Origin of the sequence: Candidatus Protochlamydia naegleriophila, from assembly GCF_001499655.1 — a bacterium.
Lineage (GTDB): Bacteria > Chlamydiota > Chlamydiia > Chlamydiales > Parachlamydiaceae > Protochlamydia > Protochlamydia naegleriophila.
In genome coordinates this window covers 2,120,417-2,137,360 of record NZ_LN879502.1, presented here as the reverse complement: position 1 = coordinate 2,137,360, position 16,944 = coordinate 2,120,417, and the positions used below count along the sequence as shown (strand labels likewise).

Annotated in this window: 17 protein-coding genes; 10 read left to right on the top strand and 7 right to left on the bottom strand. The window is 42.9% G+C overall.

Annotated features, from left to right (window positions below):
* Positions 1–3: 3 nt before the first annotated feature.
* Positions 4–564, bottom strand: a complete 561-nt coding sequence (locus PNK_RS08990) for a flavin reductase family protein (RefSeq protein ID WP_032124034.1) — start codon at positions 562–564, stop codon at positions 4–6.
* 222 nt (positions 565–786) lie between these two features.
* Between PNK_RS08990 and PNK_RS08985 the strand changes: the two genes are divergently transcribed.
* Positions 787–1,680 (top strand): aminoglycoside phosphotransferase family protein, encoded by an 894-nt coding sequence (locus PNK_RS08985; protein WP_059061599.1) that lies wholly within the window; start codon positions 787–789, stop codon positions 1,678–1,680.
* Here PNK_RS08985 and PNK_RS08980 read toward each other — a convergent pair.
* Positions 1,666–1,848, bottom strand: a complete 183-nt coding sequence (locus PNK_RS08980) for a hypothetical protein (RefSeq protein WP_059061597.1) — start codon at positions 1,846–1,848, stop codon at positions 1,666–1,668. The genes PNK_RS08985 and PNK_RS08980 overlap by 15 nt on opposite strands.
* Positions 1,849–1,999: 151 nt before the next feature.
* Here PNK_RS08980 and PNK_RS08975 point away from each other — a divergent pair, with 151 nt between their 5' ends.
* The 5 genes from PNK_RS08975 (at position 2,000) to PNK_RS08955 (ending at position 7,055) form a co-directional block, all read left to right on the top strand.
* On the top strand, positions 2,000–3,001 hold the full coding sequence (locus PNK_RS08975) for a ligase-associated DNA damage response exonuclease (RefSeq protein WP_059061595.1): 1,002 nt from the start codon (positions 2,000–2,002) through the stop codon (positions 2,999–3,001).
* A 3-nt stretch (positions 3,002–3,004) separates the two neighbouring features.
* Positions 3,005–4,594 carry an ATP-dependent DNA ligase gene (locus PNK_RS08970; protein ID WP_059061593.1) on the top strand — a complete coding sequence of 530 codons (1,590 nt, stop codon included), beginning with the start codon at positions 3,005–3,007 and terminating at the stop codon, positions 4,592–4,594.
* Positions 4,595–4,716: 122 nt separating this feature from the next.
* Positions 4,717–5,058, top strand: coding sequence for a cupin domain-containing protein (locus PNK_RS08965; protein ID WP_059061591.1), 342 nt, complete (start codon positions 4,717–4,719; stop codon positions 5,056–5,058).
* A 377-nt stretch (positions 5,059–5,435) separates the two neighbouring features.
* Complete coding sequence (locus tag PNK_RS08960) at positions 5,436–6,095, top strand: aspartate/glutamate racemase family protein (RefSeq protein ID WP_032124039.1); 660 nt, start codon at positions 5,436–5,438, stop codon at positions 6,093–6,095.
* A 12-nt stretch (positions 6,096–6,107) separates the two neighbouring features.
* Positions 6,108–7,055, top strand: a complete 948-nt coding sequence (locus tag PNK_RS08955) for a hypothetical protein (protein WP_059061589.1) — start codon at positions 6,108–6,110, stop codon at positions 7,053–7,055.
* Between the two features lie 157 nt (positions 7,056–7,212).
* Here the strand turns inward: PNK_RS08955 and PNK_RS08950 are convergent, their stop codons facing one another.
* Both PNK_RS08950 and PNK_RS08945 read right to left on the bottom strand, forming a co-directional pair.
* Positions 7,213–7,827 carry a class I SAM-dependent methyltransferase gene (locus PNK_RS08950; RefSeq protein ID WP_032124041.1) on the bottom strand — a complete coding sequence of 205 codons (615 nt, stop codon included), beginning with the start codon at positions 7,825–7,827 and terminating at the stop codon, positions 7,213–7,215.
* Positions 7,828–7,931: 104 nt separating this feature from the next.
* The gene (locus PNK_RS08945; RefSeq protein WP_059061587.1) at positions 7,932–8,813 is read right to left on the bottom strand and encodes a glycosyltransferase family 92 protein; all 882 of its coding nucleotides are present in this window, start codon (positions 8,811–8,813) and stop codon (positions 7,932–7,934) included.
* A gap of 293 nt (positions 8,814–9,106) precedes the next feature.
* Here PNK_RS08945 and PNK_RS08940 point away from each other — a divergent pair, with 293 nt between their 5' ends.
* Both PNK_RS08940 and PNK_RS08935 read left to right on the top strand, forming a co-directional pair.
* On the top strand, positions 9,107–10,594 hold the full coding sequence (locus PNK_RS08940; protein ID WP_059061586.1) for a flavin-containing monooxygenase: 1,488 nt from the start codon (positions 9,107–9,109) through the stop codon (positions 10,592–10,594).
* A gap of 118 nt (positions 10,595–10,712) precedes the next feature.
* Positions 10,713–11,219 carry a Dps family protein gene (locus PNK_RS08935; RefSeq protein WP_032124044.1) on the top strand — a complete coding sequence of 169 codons (507 nt, stop codon included), beginning with the start codon at positions 10,713–10,715 and terminating at the stop codon, positions 11,217–11,219.
* Between the two features lie 364 nt (positions 11,220–11,583).
* On the opposite strand, the gene PNK_RS08930 is transcribed toward PNK_RS08935, so the two are convergent.
* Positions 11,584–12,429, bottom strand: a complete 846-nt coding sequence (locus tag PNK_RS08930) for a LysR family transcriptional regulator (protein WP_059061584.1) — start codon at positions 12,427–12,429, stop codon at positions 11,584–11,586.
* A 107-nt stretch (positions 12,430–12,536) separates the two neighbouring features.
* Here PNK_RS08930 and PNK_RS08925 point away from each other — a divergent pair, with 107 nt between their 5' ends.
* Both PNK_RS08925 and PNK_RS08920 read left to right on the top strand, forming a co-directional pair.
* Positions 12,537–13,343: a DUF2608 domain-containing protein gene (locus PNK_RS08925; RefSeq protein WP_059061582.1), complete on the top strand. Its 807-nt coding sequence runs from the start codon at positions 12,537–12,539 to the stop codon at positions 13,341–13,343.
* Between the two features lie 76 nt (positions 13,344–13,419).
* Positions 13,420–14,994, top strand: a complete 1,575-nt coding sequence (locus PNK_RS08920; protein WP_032124047.1) for an Npt1/Npt2 family nucleotide transporter — start codon at positions 13,420–13,422, stop codon at positions 14,992–14,994.
* Positions 14,995–15,030: 36 nt separating this feature from the next.
* On the opposite strand, the gene PNK_RS08915 is transcribed toward PNK_RS08920, so the two are convergent.
* A complete protein-coding gene (locus PNK_RS08915; RefSeq protein WP_197560206.1) occupies positions 15,031–15,651 on the bottom strand; it encodes an alpha/beta hydrolase in 621 nt (206 codons plus the stop codon).
* Positions 15,648–16,601, bottom strand: a complete 954-nt coding sequence (locus PNK_RS08910) for a ring-cleaving dioxygenase (protein ID WP_059061580.1) — start codon at positions 16,599–16,601, stop codon at positions 15,648–15,650. The genes PNK_RS08915 and PNK_RS08910 overlap by 4 nt, the downstream gene beginning before the upstream one ends.
* Positions 16,602–16,944: the final 343 nt, after the last annotated feature.

The window sequence follows — 16,944 nt, the reverse complement described above, 5'->3', positions numbered from 1 at the left end:
GCGTCACAAATATTCAGGCTTAAATAACTTGCGATAGGTCTTGACCGTTGGCCCTGCAATCATGAATAGCCCATCGCCTCGATAGTGGATGGTTTCTGGGAATTTGGGAGAGGTTGCGACATGGGCTTTTACGACTTCCAGAATAAAAAGACTGTATTTATTAATGAGGCTTGAATCGACGAGTTTGCACTCAAAATTTGCATAGCACTCTTTGATCAGGGGTGCGCTTACTTTTTCTCCCGCGAGCGGCGTCAATTTGAACTCTTCAAATTTGTTAAGATCCCGCCCTGAGCAATTGCCGATGCGAACGACAGTGTTTGCAAGATCGACTGTAGGGATATTAATCACGCATTCCTTGCTTTTGCGAATCATGTTGAAGCTGTGATTGGCTGTCCAAATATAGCATCCAATAAGAGAGGGCTGAAACTCCATGATCATATGCCATCCCATAGTCATGATGTTGATCTCATCCTTCCAGGCCGAGCTAACAAGAACGATGGGGCCGGGTTCAATGAACCTGCGAACATTAGAAACAGGGAAGTCTTTTTTTACGTAACGTTTCATCCGACACCTCAATTAATGAATGAAGAGCCAAAAAACAATCTAGCATAAATATTTTTAAATTTAGCATGGAAAGTGGCAACGATCGATTCAGCGAGATAAAAATGAAGGGGAGGCCCTCCCTCCTCATTTTTGAAGGATTATTATCCACTTTTTTGGTATCTTTCCGCAGCGCAAGTGTGGTTGCTTGCCCTTTAATCAATTGATTAGGCCTTAAGGATATTTATGGATACTTTCACTGCTTTGTATGCGCAACTGCTAGGCCTTCAAGAAGCGGCCTTCATGCGCATCGATCATGAAGATGCGATGGTTGCCATCGTCTATAAAGTGATACAAGAGACGGGCGCACCCCTCATTTTAAAGATATGCGAGCGCGAGAATGATTATTTGCGCGAAGTCTTTTTCTTAAACTATTTTGCAGGTGTTTTGCCCGTTGCTCGAATCGTGCAGGTTGTACAACCAGCACTGGATACCCATGGAGCTATTTTAATGGAATGCTTCTCGGGGACATTGCTTACAACAGCTGAGGTTAGCGATGCATTGGCTTATAAAATAGGAGCCGCGCTTGCATCCATTCACCTCCATCGGACAACTGGTTACGGTGACCTCATCCAGTCCAATGAGTTAAGCTGCGATCCACGCCCGTATTTTACCATGAAATTTGAAGAAGGATTGGATGAGTGCAAGCCGCATCTGCCAAAAGAATGGATTGAAAAGATTCGTCTCTATTTTTACGAACAGATCACTCTTTTAGATCGTGTGGATGGTCCTTGCATCGTGCATCGCGATTTTCGACCTGGAAACCTTATGGTTTGCGATGGCAAGCTTCAAGGAGTCATTGATTGGGCAGGGGCGCGGGCTAGCTTCGCAGAAGAAGATTTTTGTGCATTGGAGCATGGGGAGTGGGCAAAGAATTTAGATTTTAAAAAGGCCTTTTTAGAAGGGTATGCAAGTATTCGTCCAGTGCCGGATTACAAAGAATTGACGCAATTATTACGCTTGAGCAAGGCGATTGCGACAATTGGCTTTACTGTTAAGCGAGGGACCTGGCAAGACGCTCATGCTCGCATTTATCAGTTTAATCGCAGCTTCCTCGAAACCGCTTTAAAGCTTGTATGAAAAATTAGACATGTCTAGTTCTCTTCTGTAATGTCCGGGGATGACTTTATCGGATAGGCCTCTTTGCTTTCTTTCTTTGATTTTTGCAAAGAGCTCTTTATAGCTTTCCAGCAACTTTTCGAGCTCTTCATCTGAGAGGCCCGGTAAGCTGAAGGAAATTGTTTTCATTTAAAGAACATCTCGTGGAAAAAGAGAGAAAGGGGGCTTTCTCTGGCCAGTCCAATGGATAGTCCTTCATCAATCTTTCCTTCCTTTTTCTTTTCTGCTAGTTTAAAGATGTCTATCAAGTTTTTACCAATGCCTTCCAGGGGAAAAATGTATGAGACATTTTTTAGAGGTAAGATCAGAAGGGCTTTACTGCAGGGCGGGAGATTTTTACATCGATGCTTGGGCACCTGTCAAGCATTGCATCATTACACATGCGCATGGAGATCACGGCCGCCCTGGACATCAACACTACATGGCATCCGAAAATACAGCCAAAATGTTGAAGCTCCGATTGGGCCTAGATTCTGTTGACATCTTCCCTTATGACGAGAAAGTCAAGATTAACGATTGCTGGGTTTCACTTCATCCTGCCGGGCACATACTTGGATCGGCACAGATTAAAATAGAATCGGGATCGACCACTTGCGTTGTCTCGGGTGACTATAAACGGGCTTTTGATAGCTCATGCGAGCCTTTTTCGTTGCAACAGTGCGACCTTTTTGTCACCGAATCTACCTTTGCGCTTCCCATTTATAATTGGGAGGAGCCGGTTCACACCGCCCAAAAAATTTTCGAATGGTGGCAGGAAAATAAGGCTAAAGGCTTTGCGTCGGTCCTTTTTTGTTATGCACTTGGCAAGGCACAAAGAATCCTCTCCTTGCTTCAAACTTATACAAGCAGTCCCATTTATCTACATGGGGCCATTTTAACCTTTGCCAGTCTTTATGAAGAGTGCGGCGTTGTACTTGGCAGCTACTTACCCATTCATGCTAATCCCAATAAGAGTTTTTCAGGAGAGCTCATTCTGGCTCCTCCCATGGCAAAGGGAACGCCTTGGATGAAGCGTTTTTTGCCTTATAAAACAGCCCTGGCATCAGGATGGATGCAAGTCAGGGGGATGCGCAGAAGAAAAAATTTAGACCGAGGCTTCGCCCTTTCCGATCACGCCGACTGGCAAGAACTTTTGAGAACTGTTAAAGAAACCGGGGCAACAACGGTTTTGACAACGCATGGCAATACCTCTTCTCTTGCGCGCTATTTAAAAGAACAGGGTCTTCAAGCAGCGCCTTTAAATGGGATGGAATGGCTTGATGAAGGAGAGGGAGAAGTATAAAGCATGAATACATTTGCACAGCTTTTTGACGCACTCGAGCAAACAAAGTCGACCACGCAAAAAGTAACTTACATTAAAAACTACTTCGAAAATGCTTCGGCAAGCGATGCCGCCTGGGCCCTTTTTTTCTTAAGCGGTAATAAAATCAAACGATTAATTACCGGCAGAATGCTTTTTGAGTGGTGCATGGAAGCTGTGCAACTGCCCGATTGGATCATGTCGGAATCTTATTCAGCTGTTGGGGACGTTGCCGAGACGATTGCATTGCTCATAAGGAAGGGGGAGGATCAGGCGGCTGCCAGTCTATCCCTTTCAGATTGGATTGTTGATAGGATCTTACCTTTGCAGGGAGAGCCTCAGGAGCATATTAAGGAGAAAATCTTTTCCTATTGGAACAAACTGGATACAAAGGGGATTTTTTTGCTGAATAAGATGTTGTCTGGAACCCTTCGCATCGGTACATCACATCTGTTAACGCTCCAAGGGTTGAGCTTGGCCTTAAACGTGCCTAAAGAAACCTTGAGCCAAAAGCTCATGGGACAATGGGTTCCTTCGGCTGACTTTTTTGAGGGCTTAAAGAGCATCGAAAATCCCACTTCTCAAGCCAGCCTCAATCCTTACCCTTTTTACTTAGCCTCTCCTTTAGACAAGCGACTCGAAGACCTAGGAAGTGTTCAAGAGTGGGATGTAGAATGGAAGTGGGATGGAATCAGAGCTCAATGCATTCAACGGGGAGGAAGAGTGGCGATCTGGTCGAGAGGTAATGAACTCGTCACAGAGCAATTTCCCGAGATTGCAGAAGCAGCCTCCCTTTTGCCTAGCGCAGCTGTACTCGATGGTGAAATTTTAGCCTTTAAAGACGGGCTTCCGCTGCCCTTTGGCGAGCTGCAAAAGCGGCTTGGAAGAAAAAAAGTGACACCTGCCACTGTGAAGAGTGTTCCCATCATTTTCATGATTTACGATATTTTGGAATATGAAGGCAATGATGTGAGAAAGCGCCCATTTGTGGAACGCCGCATGCTGCTAGAAAACTTAAATAAGCTTCCCCCTCTCATCAAAATCTCCCCGACGATTGCCTTTCAGAGTTGGGACGAGTTAGTGCAAAAACGGGAAGAATCTAAGCAGAACCGGACTGAAGGAATCATATTAAAGAAAAAAAGCTCCATCTATGGAGTTGGAAGACAAATAGGAAGCTGGTGGAAATACAAGATAGATCCCCGAACTATAGATGCCATTTTGATTTACGCCCAAACGGGCCAAGGCTGGCGAGCCAACCTCTATACCGATTATACGTTGGCTGTTTGGCGTGGAGAAGAGCTCGTCCCCATCACTAAGGCCTATTCAGGACTCAATCAAGAAGAGATCTATGAATTGGATCGTTGGATACGACGCAATACAGTAGAAAAATATGGCCCTGTCAGAAGGGTTAAAGCTGAACTAGTTTTTGAAATCGCTTTTGATGGTATCCAAGAGTCGAAAAGGCATAAGGCAGGCATTGCTCTAAGATTTCCTCGGATACTTCGCTGGCGAAAAGATAAATTGCCTCTGGAATGCGATTCGCTAGAGGCTATCAAAAAAGAATTTTTAGCTTAATTCCTTGTGTAAGATAAAAAATGCCAACCTTTATAAAGGCGTAGAAGTTGATCAAAAAAAGGAGAATAAAACATGAATTTGATAGATTCTAAGCCTTAAAAATGAATAGGATAGGAGACGGCATGATTGAAAAAATAAACATCAGAGAAAAGTTTAATGCTTTTTACGATTATTGGCATCCACGACTGGTTGGAGAGCTTAATGGTCAGCAAGTGAAGCTTACTAAATTTCAAGGAGAATTTATTTGGCATCATCAGGAATATGAAGACGAACTCTTCATGGTCATTAAGGGGTGCTTGCTTATGAAATTGAGAGACAAAGAGGTCTGGGTTGAGGCAGGGGAAATGACTATCATCCCAGCTAAGGTTGAAGGAACGTACAAGAAGAAAACTGGATCAAATTTAGCCTGGAATAAAACCGGTAAGATTGTCATTAGTCTCATGCCAATCTTTACAAGGATTTAATTTGCATCAAAATAATGCGCTGAGTCAAAATAAAAGCAAGTTCGGTCATTTGCCGACATAAACGTTTATAGGAGCGTACGATGAATACTAAACCATTTGATGTTGGGGCACTGCCGGTTCCCATCCCCTCTTTTTTTAATCGTTTTTCTAGCCTTGTCTCAATCCATCCTTCTTTCCATCACGAGCATCCAGCTCATTAATTTTTCCTTTTAATTTTTTTTAGTTTTGTTTTTCTGAATAGCTTCTCAGCAAGTGAATGATTTTATTTATTTTGCTGAATTTTAATGTATTCAGGATTAGTTGATTATGATCAATAAATGTGTTTATTTACAGTTTTTTACGCGTTTGCATGCGTAGAAATAATTAGGATTTTTTTTATGAAGCCGAAATCGATAGGAATAATTGGCGGGGCTGGACCTTTGGCCGGTGCTTTTTTGCTCGAGCGTGTTCTCACGCTCGCAGGTAAGAAATATGGGTGCTATAGGGATGCAGACTTTCCCAAAGTTTTTTTAATAAGCTTTCCATTCTCAGAAATGCTTACGCCCACCTTTGACGCCGCAAAAGTACGCAGAGAATTGCGGGACTGTCTTGATCAATTGCTCCAAAATGGAGCCTCCATTTTAGCCATTGCTTGTAACACGTTGCATGCTTTTTTAGACGATGAGGATGAGTTAGATCTCATTCATTTGCCTCGTGTGTTGGCAACCGAAGTGACTGATGTCGAGCCTCTTGTGCTTTGCACGTCGACTTCGGCTCAGTTTGGGCTGCACAGGCGTTTTTTTGCTTGTCGTTATCCAGATTCTACGACGCAAAAAAAAGTTGACCAGATGATCGATCAAATCTTGAAAGGGGAAGAGCGGCAGAAGATTGTCGAGGAGCTAAAGGAGCTGCTTCAAAGCCAGGATGCGAAGGCGATCATATTGGGATGCACAGAGTTATCCCTTTTTACAGCTCAGTTATCCTTACCTAATAAATTAATCATAGATCCTCTGGAAGTAGTTGCTAATAAAATATTAGAAAAAAGTTTTTCATTATAATAGGAGATCGTGATGTCATTCATATCGGAACTATCAAATGTGTTTAAGCCTGTATGGCCAGAGTTTAAAGAATCCGTTCGAGTGAGAATAGATTCTGAGCCTAGCGCGCCAGAAAAAGTTGTCGCAGACTTAGCAGCCATCGAAGGGGCGGTAGATGTTTACTGCTGGTACGAAGGAGCGCGCAGCTTGCCTGAGAGTGGGGCACTCTTTATGAAGCGGGAGCTTTTTGAACCCTTGTATCAGTTCAAATCCGATGCCAAGCTTTGCCTTTATTCCCTTAGAGCCTGGAGTTTCGCCAAGAGTGTGTCTAAAATGGCAGTTTCAACACCAATCGGCGATGCAATTAATCGCATTAATACGGCTGCGATTGAATCGATTTCTTCTTCTTCGTTTTTTAAGTATTGTGCCAACACTTCAAAAGAAGATCCTCTTTACCTCTTCATCAATGAAGAATTGCCTAAAAAGCAATGGTTGCTCGAGCTTTCAGCCGCGCAGAAAAAAAGCGGGAGGAGCGTAGCAAGCTTATTCGATGATCGAGTCTCCTTGTTTGATTGCATCAAGAAGTTGGATGTTACCGCCGCCTATTCCGCCATGCAATACGTGGAAGGATATTATTTGATTCAGGAATCGGTCAGAAAAGGGTTGTTAAAGAGGGAGAAAAAGATTCAGATCGCTTTTGTTTTGCCCAATAACGAAAGCAAATACTATCTGGATCTTCCAAAGGATATTGGAAAGATGCTGGAATTGGCTTTTGGGAAAGAGTTGAACGGCGTCGAAGTCACTATTTCTTTTCAGTTTTTCCTCTACGGAGAAACCATGGATGCCAGGCCTTATATTGATAAGAAATCGGAGGCTTCTAAAGTAGAGGCAAAGACTGTTTGCTCCTATTTTGATTACCTCTCTCAGCAATCATCCTTTGCATCAAATGCAAAGAGGGTAGAGATAAGAGATGATGAATAGTTGCATGGATCGCTCTTTTAATGGCTTCGGCTGATTGAGGCATCTAAAGGGAAAGTTTTAGACTTTCCCTTTTGGAATTTTGAGGTGCTAGAGAATGTCTAAGCGATTATCCAATCACTTTTGAACAACCTGATTGTATATCTTGTTTTTGAACTGGTTATTCATACCACCAAAAATTGGCAATGACGTGAACTTTTTTCCCTAGCTTATTGGCTCGATCTACTACAGCTACTCTAACCGAATCCCAAGTCCAATCGTCGCCGCAAAGGACACCGCCTTCATTCAAATGCGGGTACCAATAATCAATATCATTCATGACACTGGGAGTATCATGGGCTCCGTCGAGATAGATTAAATCTGCCTTGACTTTGAGGGCTTTGGCCGCTTCGATGGAATTCATCCGTATGGGGATAATTTTATCTGTCAGCTTTGCGTGAATCACATTAGACAAGAATTGTTGAAAAAGAAAAGGGAGCCTGGGATCTTGCAGGTGAGCCGATTCCTGTTGCGAGCCAGCCCATGTATCGATGGCATATAACACGCCATCTTTTGGTAGTGCCGATGCGATATGGCGAGTTGAGCAGCCGAGCCATGAGCCAACTTCTATTACTGTTTGCATCGGCCTAGCCTTCAAAAAAAGATCGAGTTGTTCTGCATTTCCAAACCATCCATGTCCATCAAATGGCAGGACTTGGATAGACTTATAGGGTTCTACCATGTCCGCAAAGAGCGAGTTGCCAAGTAAAGCAAGCGCGAGTAGTAGCTTTTTCATTCTTTTCTCCCAAGTAAAAATAATTGGCTCTCGATTAACGTTTAGTTAAATCGCTGTGCGTTTTTAAGCTAAATGGCAAAGCGAGTCAAGAAGGAATGCTTCAATCAGTTTTTTAATCCTAGCCGCTTTCTTAAAGGGGGAACGAGGGGTAAAATCGCTGTATTGCTCTCGTTATTAAACTCTATTTCTACTTCTCGATTTTGTTCTTCAGTCCGCTGGATGCCCCAGCTGCTTTGTCGGGGGACTTTATAGTTCCAGAAAAAATCCTGATCGCGTGTCCAATAATGATTGATTTTCAGATGAGTATGTTGAATGTAGGGGCTCAAAGGGCCAAAAAAAGTGACTCCATCGGTATTTGTTTGGACAATCCCGGGAAAGTAAATAGGGTAGTGGGGATTATCATAATGGTTCACGCATTGCGGACGAACGATAGTCTTTACATGGGCATTTGCAGAGTGTTGCTCAGGCGTGCATAGTGTCAAAGACTCTATCAAAGTCTGGTTGGAAGCGACTTTCGGAACCCAAGATGTGCCAAATAAATGCCAGTTAGCGCTGATTCCTCCGACATTTGGCAGATTTTCATATTTCGATAAAAATGTTTGGAGATTGTGCTCAGTTGGAGAAAAGAGGAACTCATCGATGTCGATGACTGCCAGCCATTTGACTTTGTGGCGAACTTTGACGAGCAAGTCCGTATAAGATTGACACTGGACTGTATTGAAGGCTGGATCTGTGTAGTCTTGGGTAGAAAGCAAGTCGACTTCCTCAGATTCTATATAGTCCTTGAGAACTTCTGAATAGCGGTCCCAATTTCCATGGCAATAAATGTAGAAGTGTTGGACTCCTACAAGCTTGTGAAACTCAATCCATTCTTTAAGATATGGCTCATCATCTTTGGAGATGGCACAAATGGCTAAGTCGTATTGATAAGCATGGCAGGAAGCCACAAAAAACAGGTTTAGCAGTAACAGGATTTTTTTTAGCATGGTTTTCGTCTTTTCCAATTTTTTGCCATTTTCTTGTACAAGGTTGTAAATTTAATGGCAATCGTGGGAATGGTGGAAATAATGCAGAGCTATGCCCGAAAGGCTTCAATGGCACTTTGGATGGCATGTTTTGCTATATGGGCCTGCAAAAATGGGCTTCGAAGAGCGATTGATTATTAAAATTTTCTATTAAATTTTTTAATTAATAGAAAACAAAGAGGGATGAGGTTAAATTATCTAGTTGCTATTGGCGTTAGATTTTTTAAAACTTATTTTGCTGAAGGGAGTGTCAAATGACGGTTGCTATTATTGGGGCTGGGCCTGCTGGATTGGTCGCTGCTAAAACAGCGTTAGAGTGCGGTTTGCATCCGACGGTTTTGGAGAAGAGCGATCGCATTGGGGGATTGTGGAAGCCTGGTACAGGCTTTGTTTGGGACAGCATGCATACAAATCTATCTTACCATTCTTGCATGTTTTCAGATGCCCCTTGGGACAACCCTTCGGGAGACTTTCCGACTCAAAAGGAGGTTTACAATTATCTTGAATTGTATGCTTCTAAAAATGGCATCTTTAACTATACTCACTTTAATTCGGAAGTGCAAAAAGTCTCTAAGGCTAGTGGACAATGGCGTGTAGAGTGGCTAGAGAATAAAGACATTATTCAGAAAGACTTTGACTATGTCATGGTCTGTAGCGGTATTTTTAGCAAGGCTCATGTTCCCTCTATTCCAGGTTTAGAAACATTTACTGGCCAAGCCATTCATAGTAGAGACTATAAAAATCCGGACTGTTTTCAAGGTAAAAAAGTTGTGGTAGTAGGAAATGCTTTTAGTGGTACCGAAATTGCAGCAGAGGTATCGACCGTTACAGCACAAACACTTCATTGCATTAGTAAGGCCATGTGGGTGCTGCCAAGATATGTGCCTGACAGCTCCAGTGTAAAGCAACCGCTGGATTTGGTCTTTTTTAGCCGGGTTGCAACTGAGGCCCTCAAAAAGCTTCCGGAAGAGGAAGAAAATAGACAGACTCATCAATGGTTCCAGCATTTGACTAAGCAAAATGAAGTGGCAAAAGAGCTGATTGTTACCACCCCTGAGGAGCCGCAGTTTAGTGCGATTTCCGATACCTATATCGATCAGGTGAAGGTTTCAAAGATTGATCTAAAACAGGCGAAAATTATCCGTGTTTTTCAGAATACAATTTTTTTTAATGATGGAACGCAAACAGATGCAGACGCATTGATTTTTGCCACAGGCTATGAGGCAGAGCTTCCCTTCTTTGATGCAGAGATCCTTCAGAAGCTCGATTTTTGCCCTCAAGATCGGTTTCAGCCCTTATTATTAGATAAGTGTACCTTTAATCCCGATCTTCCAAATATGGCCTTTTGTGGCATGCAGCGAGGTCCTTATTTTTGCACAATGGAATTGCAGGCTCGCCTCGCTTTCCATGTCTTTACGAATAGGGTCAAGGCGCCGAGCCTTTCCCAAATGAATGCTGGGATTGAGATTGAGCGCAAAATAAGAATTCAAACTCCGCGCCCCCAATTTCCTCATGGAAACTATGTGGAGTTTTCAGACATGCTGGCAAAAGAGGCAGGTGTGCTGCCCGATCTCGAAGGACTTAAAGAGAGTAATACGGATCTTTATAAGCTTTTGCATGAGGGGCCTTTCAATGCTTCTCATTATCGACTCAATGGCCCTTTTTCAAATCCAGAAGAGTCGGTCAAGTATATGCGGAAGATGCACCTGTCTTTAAAGAGCAAAAATTTAAGAAATCTGTAGGATTCTTTTACCTTACGCTCTCTGAGAGGTGGCCATTGTATGTGAAGGAATTAAAAAAAAACTTGTCGTAAAGCATCTTTCGAGTTATGAACTCAATTGTAATCACGAAGGAGGCTTTATGAAAAATAGCACTATTTCTAACAAATTGGCCACACCTAACGCATTAGGGGTAAAAGCAGAATCGGCGATCAGTCATGCCATCAATCCACTTGTTGCTGATGCCTTTGCCTTATATGTTAAAACAAAGAATTTTCATTGGCATTTGTCGGGACCTCATTTTCGCGATTATCATGTTTTATTCGATGAACAGGCAGATCAAATCTTTGCGATGATTGATGTTTTAGCGGAGCGGGTGCGTAAACTCGGCGGATTGACCATTCACTCTATCGGGCAAATCGCACAATTACAGACCATCGAAGATGACAACCGCGACTATGTCGGTGCGCATGAGATGGTTCAGGTTTTGTTTCAGGACAATCAAGAGCTAGCACAAAGAATGCGAGAGGCCCATAAAGTCTGTGAAGAGCATGAAGACGTTGCCACGACAAGCATTTTAGAGGTTTTCATCGATGAAACGGAGCGGCGTGCCTGGTTTCTCTTTGAAACCGGCGTTAGGGCCGACTAAGCAATGCTTTATTGAGTCTTATTCAGGGCTCAATAAGGCGTTTGCGAGTGTGGGCATGAGTTACAGGCTTTGCCGAACTGGATAAGCAATTCGGCATTCTCCTCCGGCTCTCTCCAGCATTTCGGTGAATTGTTTTACCAATCTAGATTAGCTCTCCGAGCTCTTATTATTTTTTATTCCGTTACCCAGAGTTAGCTAGACGCTCACTATTGGCTCTAAAATCAGTCGGCCTACCAGCCTTTCACAACACTATTTCCAAAAGTCAACTTCATGACCTATGTGGCCGGAAAGTGTTACCTATGTGCTTATTTGGGCAAGATCAGTCGGCCTTAAGGCCTCGAATAAAAAAGCAAAGGCAGAAAGCTCAAGGTTCGCACATTAAATCGATGAACAATCTGGCATTGCGCGGCAGAGCCCTGTTCTTCGAAAAAATGGCTAGAAGGCGATAGGGAATAGGGGGGAGTAGACAATCATAAACGGCTAATGCCCTCTTCCCTACGATATAATCAGGAAGAAATCCAATCCCCAGCCCCTGCTCGGCAAGGCTTGCAATGACCTCCCAGCTCGATACCTCCATTTCGCTGCTCATGTCAATGCCAGCTGCATGCAAATGGCGCCGCAGTAATGAGACCTCCTTGCGTTCCTCGCTGAGGATGAATCTTTGGATGGCCTGTTTTGGCGTTTTCTTGGCTTGATAGAGGCGATATTCCCCCTTATAAATTTCTCTGCAATCAAAAGATGAGAAATCTTCATTGTCGAGAACAATGCCAAAATCGACATCTCCTTTCTTAACTAGCTCCACAACGGTTCCTGTATGTCCAAATCTCAATACAGGTTCTATGTCTGGCCACATGTGCGAAAGCCTGCCCAAATGGCGTGGCAGCAATGAAAGGGCAAAACTATGAGTGCACGCAAAGGAAAGTTTTCCTTTAAAAACCCCTTCCGCCTCGTGAAAGGCATCTTCAATCTCTGCAAACTGCGTAAAGAGCTGCTTGCATTTTTCTAGCAGCAAAACCCCGTCGCTCGTGAGTTGAAAGCGATTCTTCTCATGAGTGATTAATTGCTTTCCCAAAAGAGCTTCCAATTTAGTGATCGCTTGACTAATAGCGGACTGACTCACAAAATTTTCTTTGGCTGCTTTTGAAATGCTCTTAGCTTGGCCAGCACTAAAAAAATAGCGTAAAAAGGTAAGGCTGAGCGGAAATTTCATGATCTCTATTATAAGTAATACTTATGCTGAGTATAACATTAATTAAATTTTTCTAAATCTAAAAGTGAGATAAAATGACTCTTTAAACAATTTTCGGTTGAAATAGCATGAGAGTTTTATTTTTTTTAACCTTTTTACTGACCCTTTCCACTTTTGAGTGTCAGAGCAGCTTTACACGTGTCGATGAAATGGAAGATATTTTTCATTATTTTGATGATGCCGATGCGCAGACTTTAGTGCTATTTGACATCGACATGGTTTTGATTCAACCGGGCGATCCAGCGTTTCAAATGGCCAATATGAAGCGTTTTAGCACGATTGCCAAACGGGTTATGAAAGACATTCCGGCAGGGAAACGCATGCAGTTTTTGAGTCTCATGATGATTAGTTCTACCCCTGTTTTACTCGACGAGCATACTCCCGTTTATTTGGAGCAATTGATTCGGAGGGGAATTACTGTGATGGGATTGACGGCGAATTTAACAGGGGAATTTGGTCCGATCAAAAATATGGAAGAATGGCGGATCGGGGTCTTGAACAGATTTGGAATTGATTTTTCTAAAAGTGCTCCTTACAAATCCAAAATCTCATTTAATCATTTAGCCTCATATCGAGGCTATTATTCGACCTATCTAGATGGCGTGCTATTTGTTAATGGGGCGGTTGTTTCGAAAGGAGATGCCTTGCTTGCATTTCTTGAGATGGCTCGGTTTCACCCTAAAAAAATCATTTTTATTGATGACCGCGAAGAAAACTTAAAAAGTGTCGAAGAGGCCATTCATGGGCATGATCTCTCGATCGACTTTATCGGGTTGCATTTTACAGGCGCTCAAAACTATCCAAGTATCCCGGTTTCTGCAAGTGACTTTGAATCTCGCTGGGAAGAGTTGGCTTCTCAGGTTAAGGAGATGTAAACACTTCAGCTTTCAATCGGAAGCATTTTTCAACAAAATTTAAGTATTTTTTATATATTATAATGAAGGATCCCTTATGTCGCAAAAAAATGAACAAGAGTTTTTAGGGTGGCGCAAGCTTCTGTGGCCGATTCACTCGGACGAGGTGAAAAAGTTCCTCCCTATGGGTATCATGATGTTTTGCATTCTGTTTATTTACACAGTTTTACGTGATACCAAAGATGCCATTCTGGTGAATGCACCAGGAGCCGGCGCTGAAAGTTTAGCCTTCGCCAAAGGCATTGGAGTAACTATTTCAGCCGTGCTATTTATGCTCCTTTACACCAAAGCGGCTAACGTATTTAATCGTGAAGGATTATTTTATGTGACGGCTCTGCCATTCCTCATTTTCTTTGGAGGCTATCCATATTGCATCTATCCATTTGTTGACTCTCTCCATATGAGCTTGGAGAGTATTCAAAGTTATCAACAGATCTATCCAAGCATCAAATGGATGATTCCATTAATAGGGAACTGGACTTACACGTTATTCTACATTTTATCGGAACTATGGGGAAGTGCCATTCTATCGCTACTATTTTGGCAATTTGCCAATGCCATTACGCCTATTAAGGAAGCTCGCCGCTTTTATGGTATGTTTGGCTTTCTTGGCAACTTCGGCTTATTGCTTTCCGGCCCGGCCGTCATTTTTGTTTCGCATTCCATCCATAATCTAGGGTTGAGCCGCAACGAATCAACTGGCTTGATGCTGCAATATTTAATGGCGTTTGTCATTGTCGCAGGTGTTATTCTTCTTTCGACCTTTTATTGGATGAATCGTTATGTCTTAACAGACCGCCGCTATTATGACCCTGAAGCTATGGGAGAAGGTAAAAAGAAGAGGGCCAAGCTTTCCATGTTAGAAAGTTTCAAATTTATTCTGAATTCTCCTTATTTAGGATTAATTGCCATCTTGGTGCTTGCTTATGGGGTTTCCATCAACTTATTCGAGGGGGTCTGGAAAGGGCAGATTAAAGTTGCTTATCCGACAGAGGTAGAGTTCAATCGGGTAATGGGAGGTTTGTCAACCATTACAGGGGGAATTGCTGTTATTTTAATGCTGGTTGGAAGCAATCTTTTGCGTACCTTTAGTTGGCGCACCTGTGCTTTGATCACACCAGTTGTCCTAATCACTGGAATTTTGATTTTCTTTGGGGTCATTTATTACAACAATAGTCTTTTACCCGATGGAATGAAAATCGCTGATGCTATTGGACAAGGGGTGATTAATAAAGAGCTTGTCATTTTTGCAGTAGCTCTTGGATTGTTTGTAAATGCCTTCGGTAAGGCTGTTAAGTATTCGCTGTTTGATCCAACCAAAGAAATGGCCTATATTCCTTTAGATCCGGAACTAAAGATTAAAGGCAAGGCAGCTGTTGATGTCATTGGTGGCAGAGGAGGGAAGTCTCTTGGCTCCTATATTCAGATGGGATTGCTGACGCTGTTTTCTGGTAGCGGGCTGTATCAGCTTGTCCCAATCATTGCCCCGATTGCAATTGGAATTGTTTGTTTATGGATCTTATCTGTGTTTGGCTTAAGCAAAAAATTCCTTGTGTTAACCGGTAAGCAAGGCGAGGAGCGCGCTGGCAAAGAGCCTGCTTGCGCATCTTAAGTAACTAGGCATAGGCTGCAAGACATTAATCTGCGCTTACATCAGAAAGATGTTTTGCCTGACCCAACCAATTTCATCTTCGTTAATGGTGTGTCCCATTCCTGGATAGACTTTTAGGGTGACTTGTGCACCGAGTTTTTCCAGGAGGGTCTTAGACTCTTGAGCGCGCTCTAATGGGACATGGGGATCTTGATCGCTCGTACCGATGAAAATGGGCGTGCCTTTGAAGTCTCCGCGGTATTTTTTTTCATCAATCACGCTGCCAATCAATCCCCCAGTAAAAGCTATAACACCTCCATATCGAGTAGCAAAACGAGCTGCCACTTCAAGCGCTAGGCAGGCTCCTTGAGAAAATCCCATGAGATACGTCTGTGAAGGAGGAATGTGCTTTGAAATCGTATCTATTAAACATTTAACGACTTCTATTGAAGAAGAAAGATAGGGTTCATTGAGTTTTTCCTCAACTATAAAGCTGTGGGGATACCATGTACTGTGAGAGGCTTGAGGGGCCGCAATATACAATTGAGGGGTGCTGAATGAATCGGCAAGGCCCATTATTCCATGAGCCGTTCCTCCGCGTCCATGCAGCAAGATCAAGGCTTTGGAAGCTTGGGTGATGAGCGCTCCTCGATGTAAAACTTCGTCATTGGCAATCAATCTGCATACCTCTTGATATCGAGTTGTATGGGAGGCAATTCATTCTCGATTCTATCCCTATTTTTTTCTTCCCAAGGCGGCAGCTTAAGAGATTCTCCGATATGCTCAAGAGATTCGTCGATCGTGAATCCAGGGCAAAGAGTCGCAATTTCAAAAAGAACGCCGCCTGATTCTCGAAAATAAATAGAGTGGAAATATTCCCTATCAAGAACAGGGGTGACGTTGAGTCCGAATTTTAATAGTTTTTCACGCGCTTGTTGTTGCGTCGCCTCTGTAGCCGTTGCAAATGCCACGTGGTGAACTGTTCCGTAGCCTGCTAAGCCTTTAAGACTATCGGGAGTGCAGAGTATATCCACAAAGTCTCCTGGCTTGCCGCTTGCTGAATAGCGAAAGCGATTGCCTTTTTCCGCAATGAGTGCGTGGTCCATTTGGCCGACTAAGAGTTTGGCTGTTTTTTCATATCCTTCTTCAGCCAATGTCATGCCATAAAAGCCTTTAATGGCGTGTTCTTGGGGAATATTGCCATAGGTAAATCCAGCTCGTTCATCTCGATTATTGGCAACGAGTTCCAGCCCTAAACCGTCGTAATCTTCAAAATAAATCATAAGTTCATTAAAGCGCTCTTCCGGACCTTCATAATGAATGTGGAACTTATTCAAGCGTTTCATCCAGTAATTCATAGAGTATTCGGGAATGGAAAAAGAGGTTGCAGTTAGTTGCCCTTTGCCTAGCCTGCCTTTAGGAATGCCGGGGTAGGGGAAAAAAGTTAGAATGGTTCCAGGCGATCCCTTTTCATCCCCGTAATAGAGGTGATAGACATCGGGAGCATCAAAATTGACCGTTTTTTTTATGAGTCGCAGACCCAAAACGCCTGCATAAAAATTGACGTTTGCTTGGGCATCGGATGCCAAAGCTGTAATGTGGTGCAAGCCTGTGATTAATTTATTCATAGTTTGATAAAAATAGATTTACGCAGCTGTTTACGATTCTAGTTTGCGGCCTTTGCCTTTGTCTTCTAAAAGAATGTCTCTTGCTTCAAGAGGGTGAGTGCGAAAAAGAGACTGAATCAACCGCTAGTTTGATGAATACCTCTTCAAAGCGACTGTTTTCCTAATCTCTGTAAATGCGTGTGGCGGGCAGTGTTGCTAGTTCAACTATTTAAAGGATTTACTTGTCGAATGCAAGCAATGTTTTTTCTTGTTGTAGATCGAAAGTTTTAAACGACGGAGTCGTTCGTGTTTAGCAATTTTGTTTGCTTGGATGAAAATAAGATTAGGTCTATATAGAAATAAA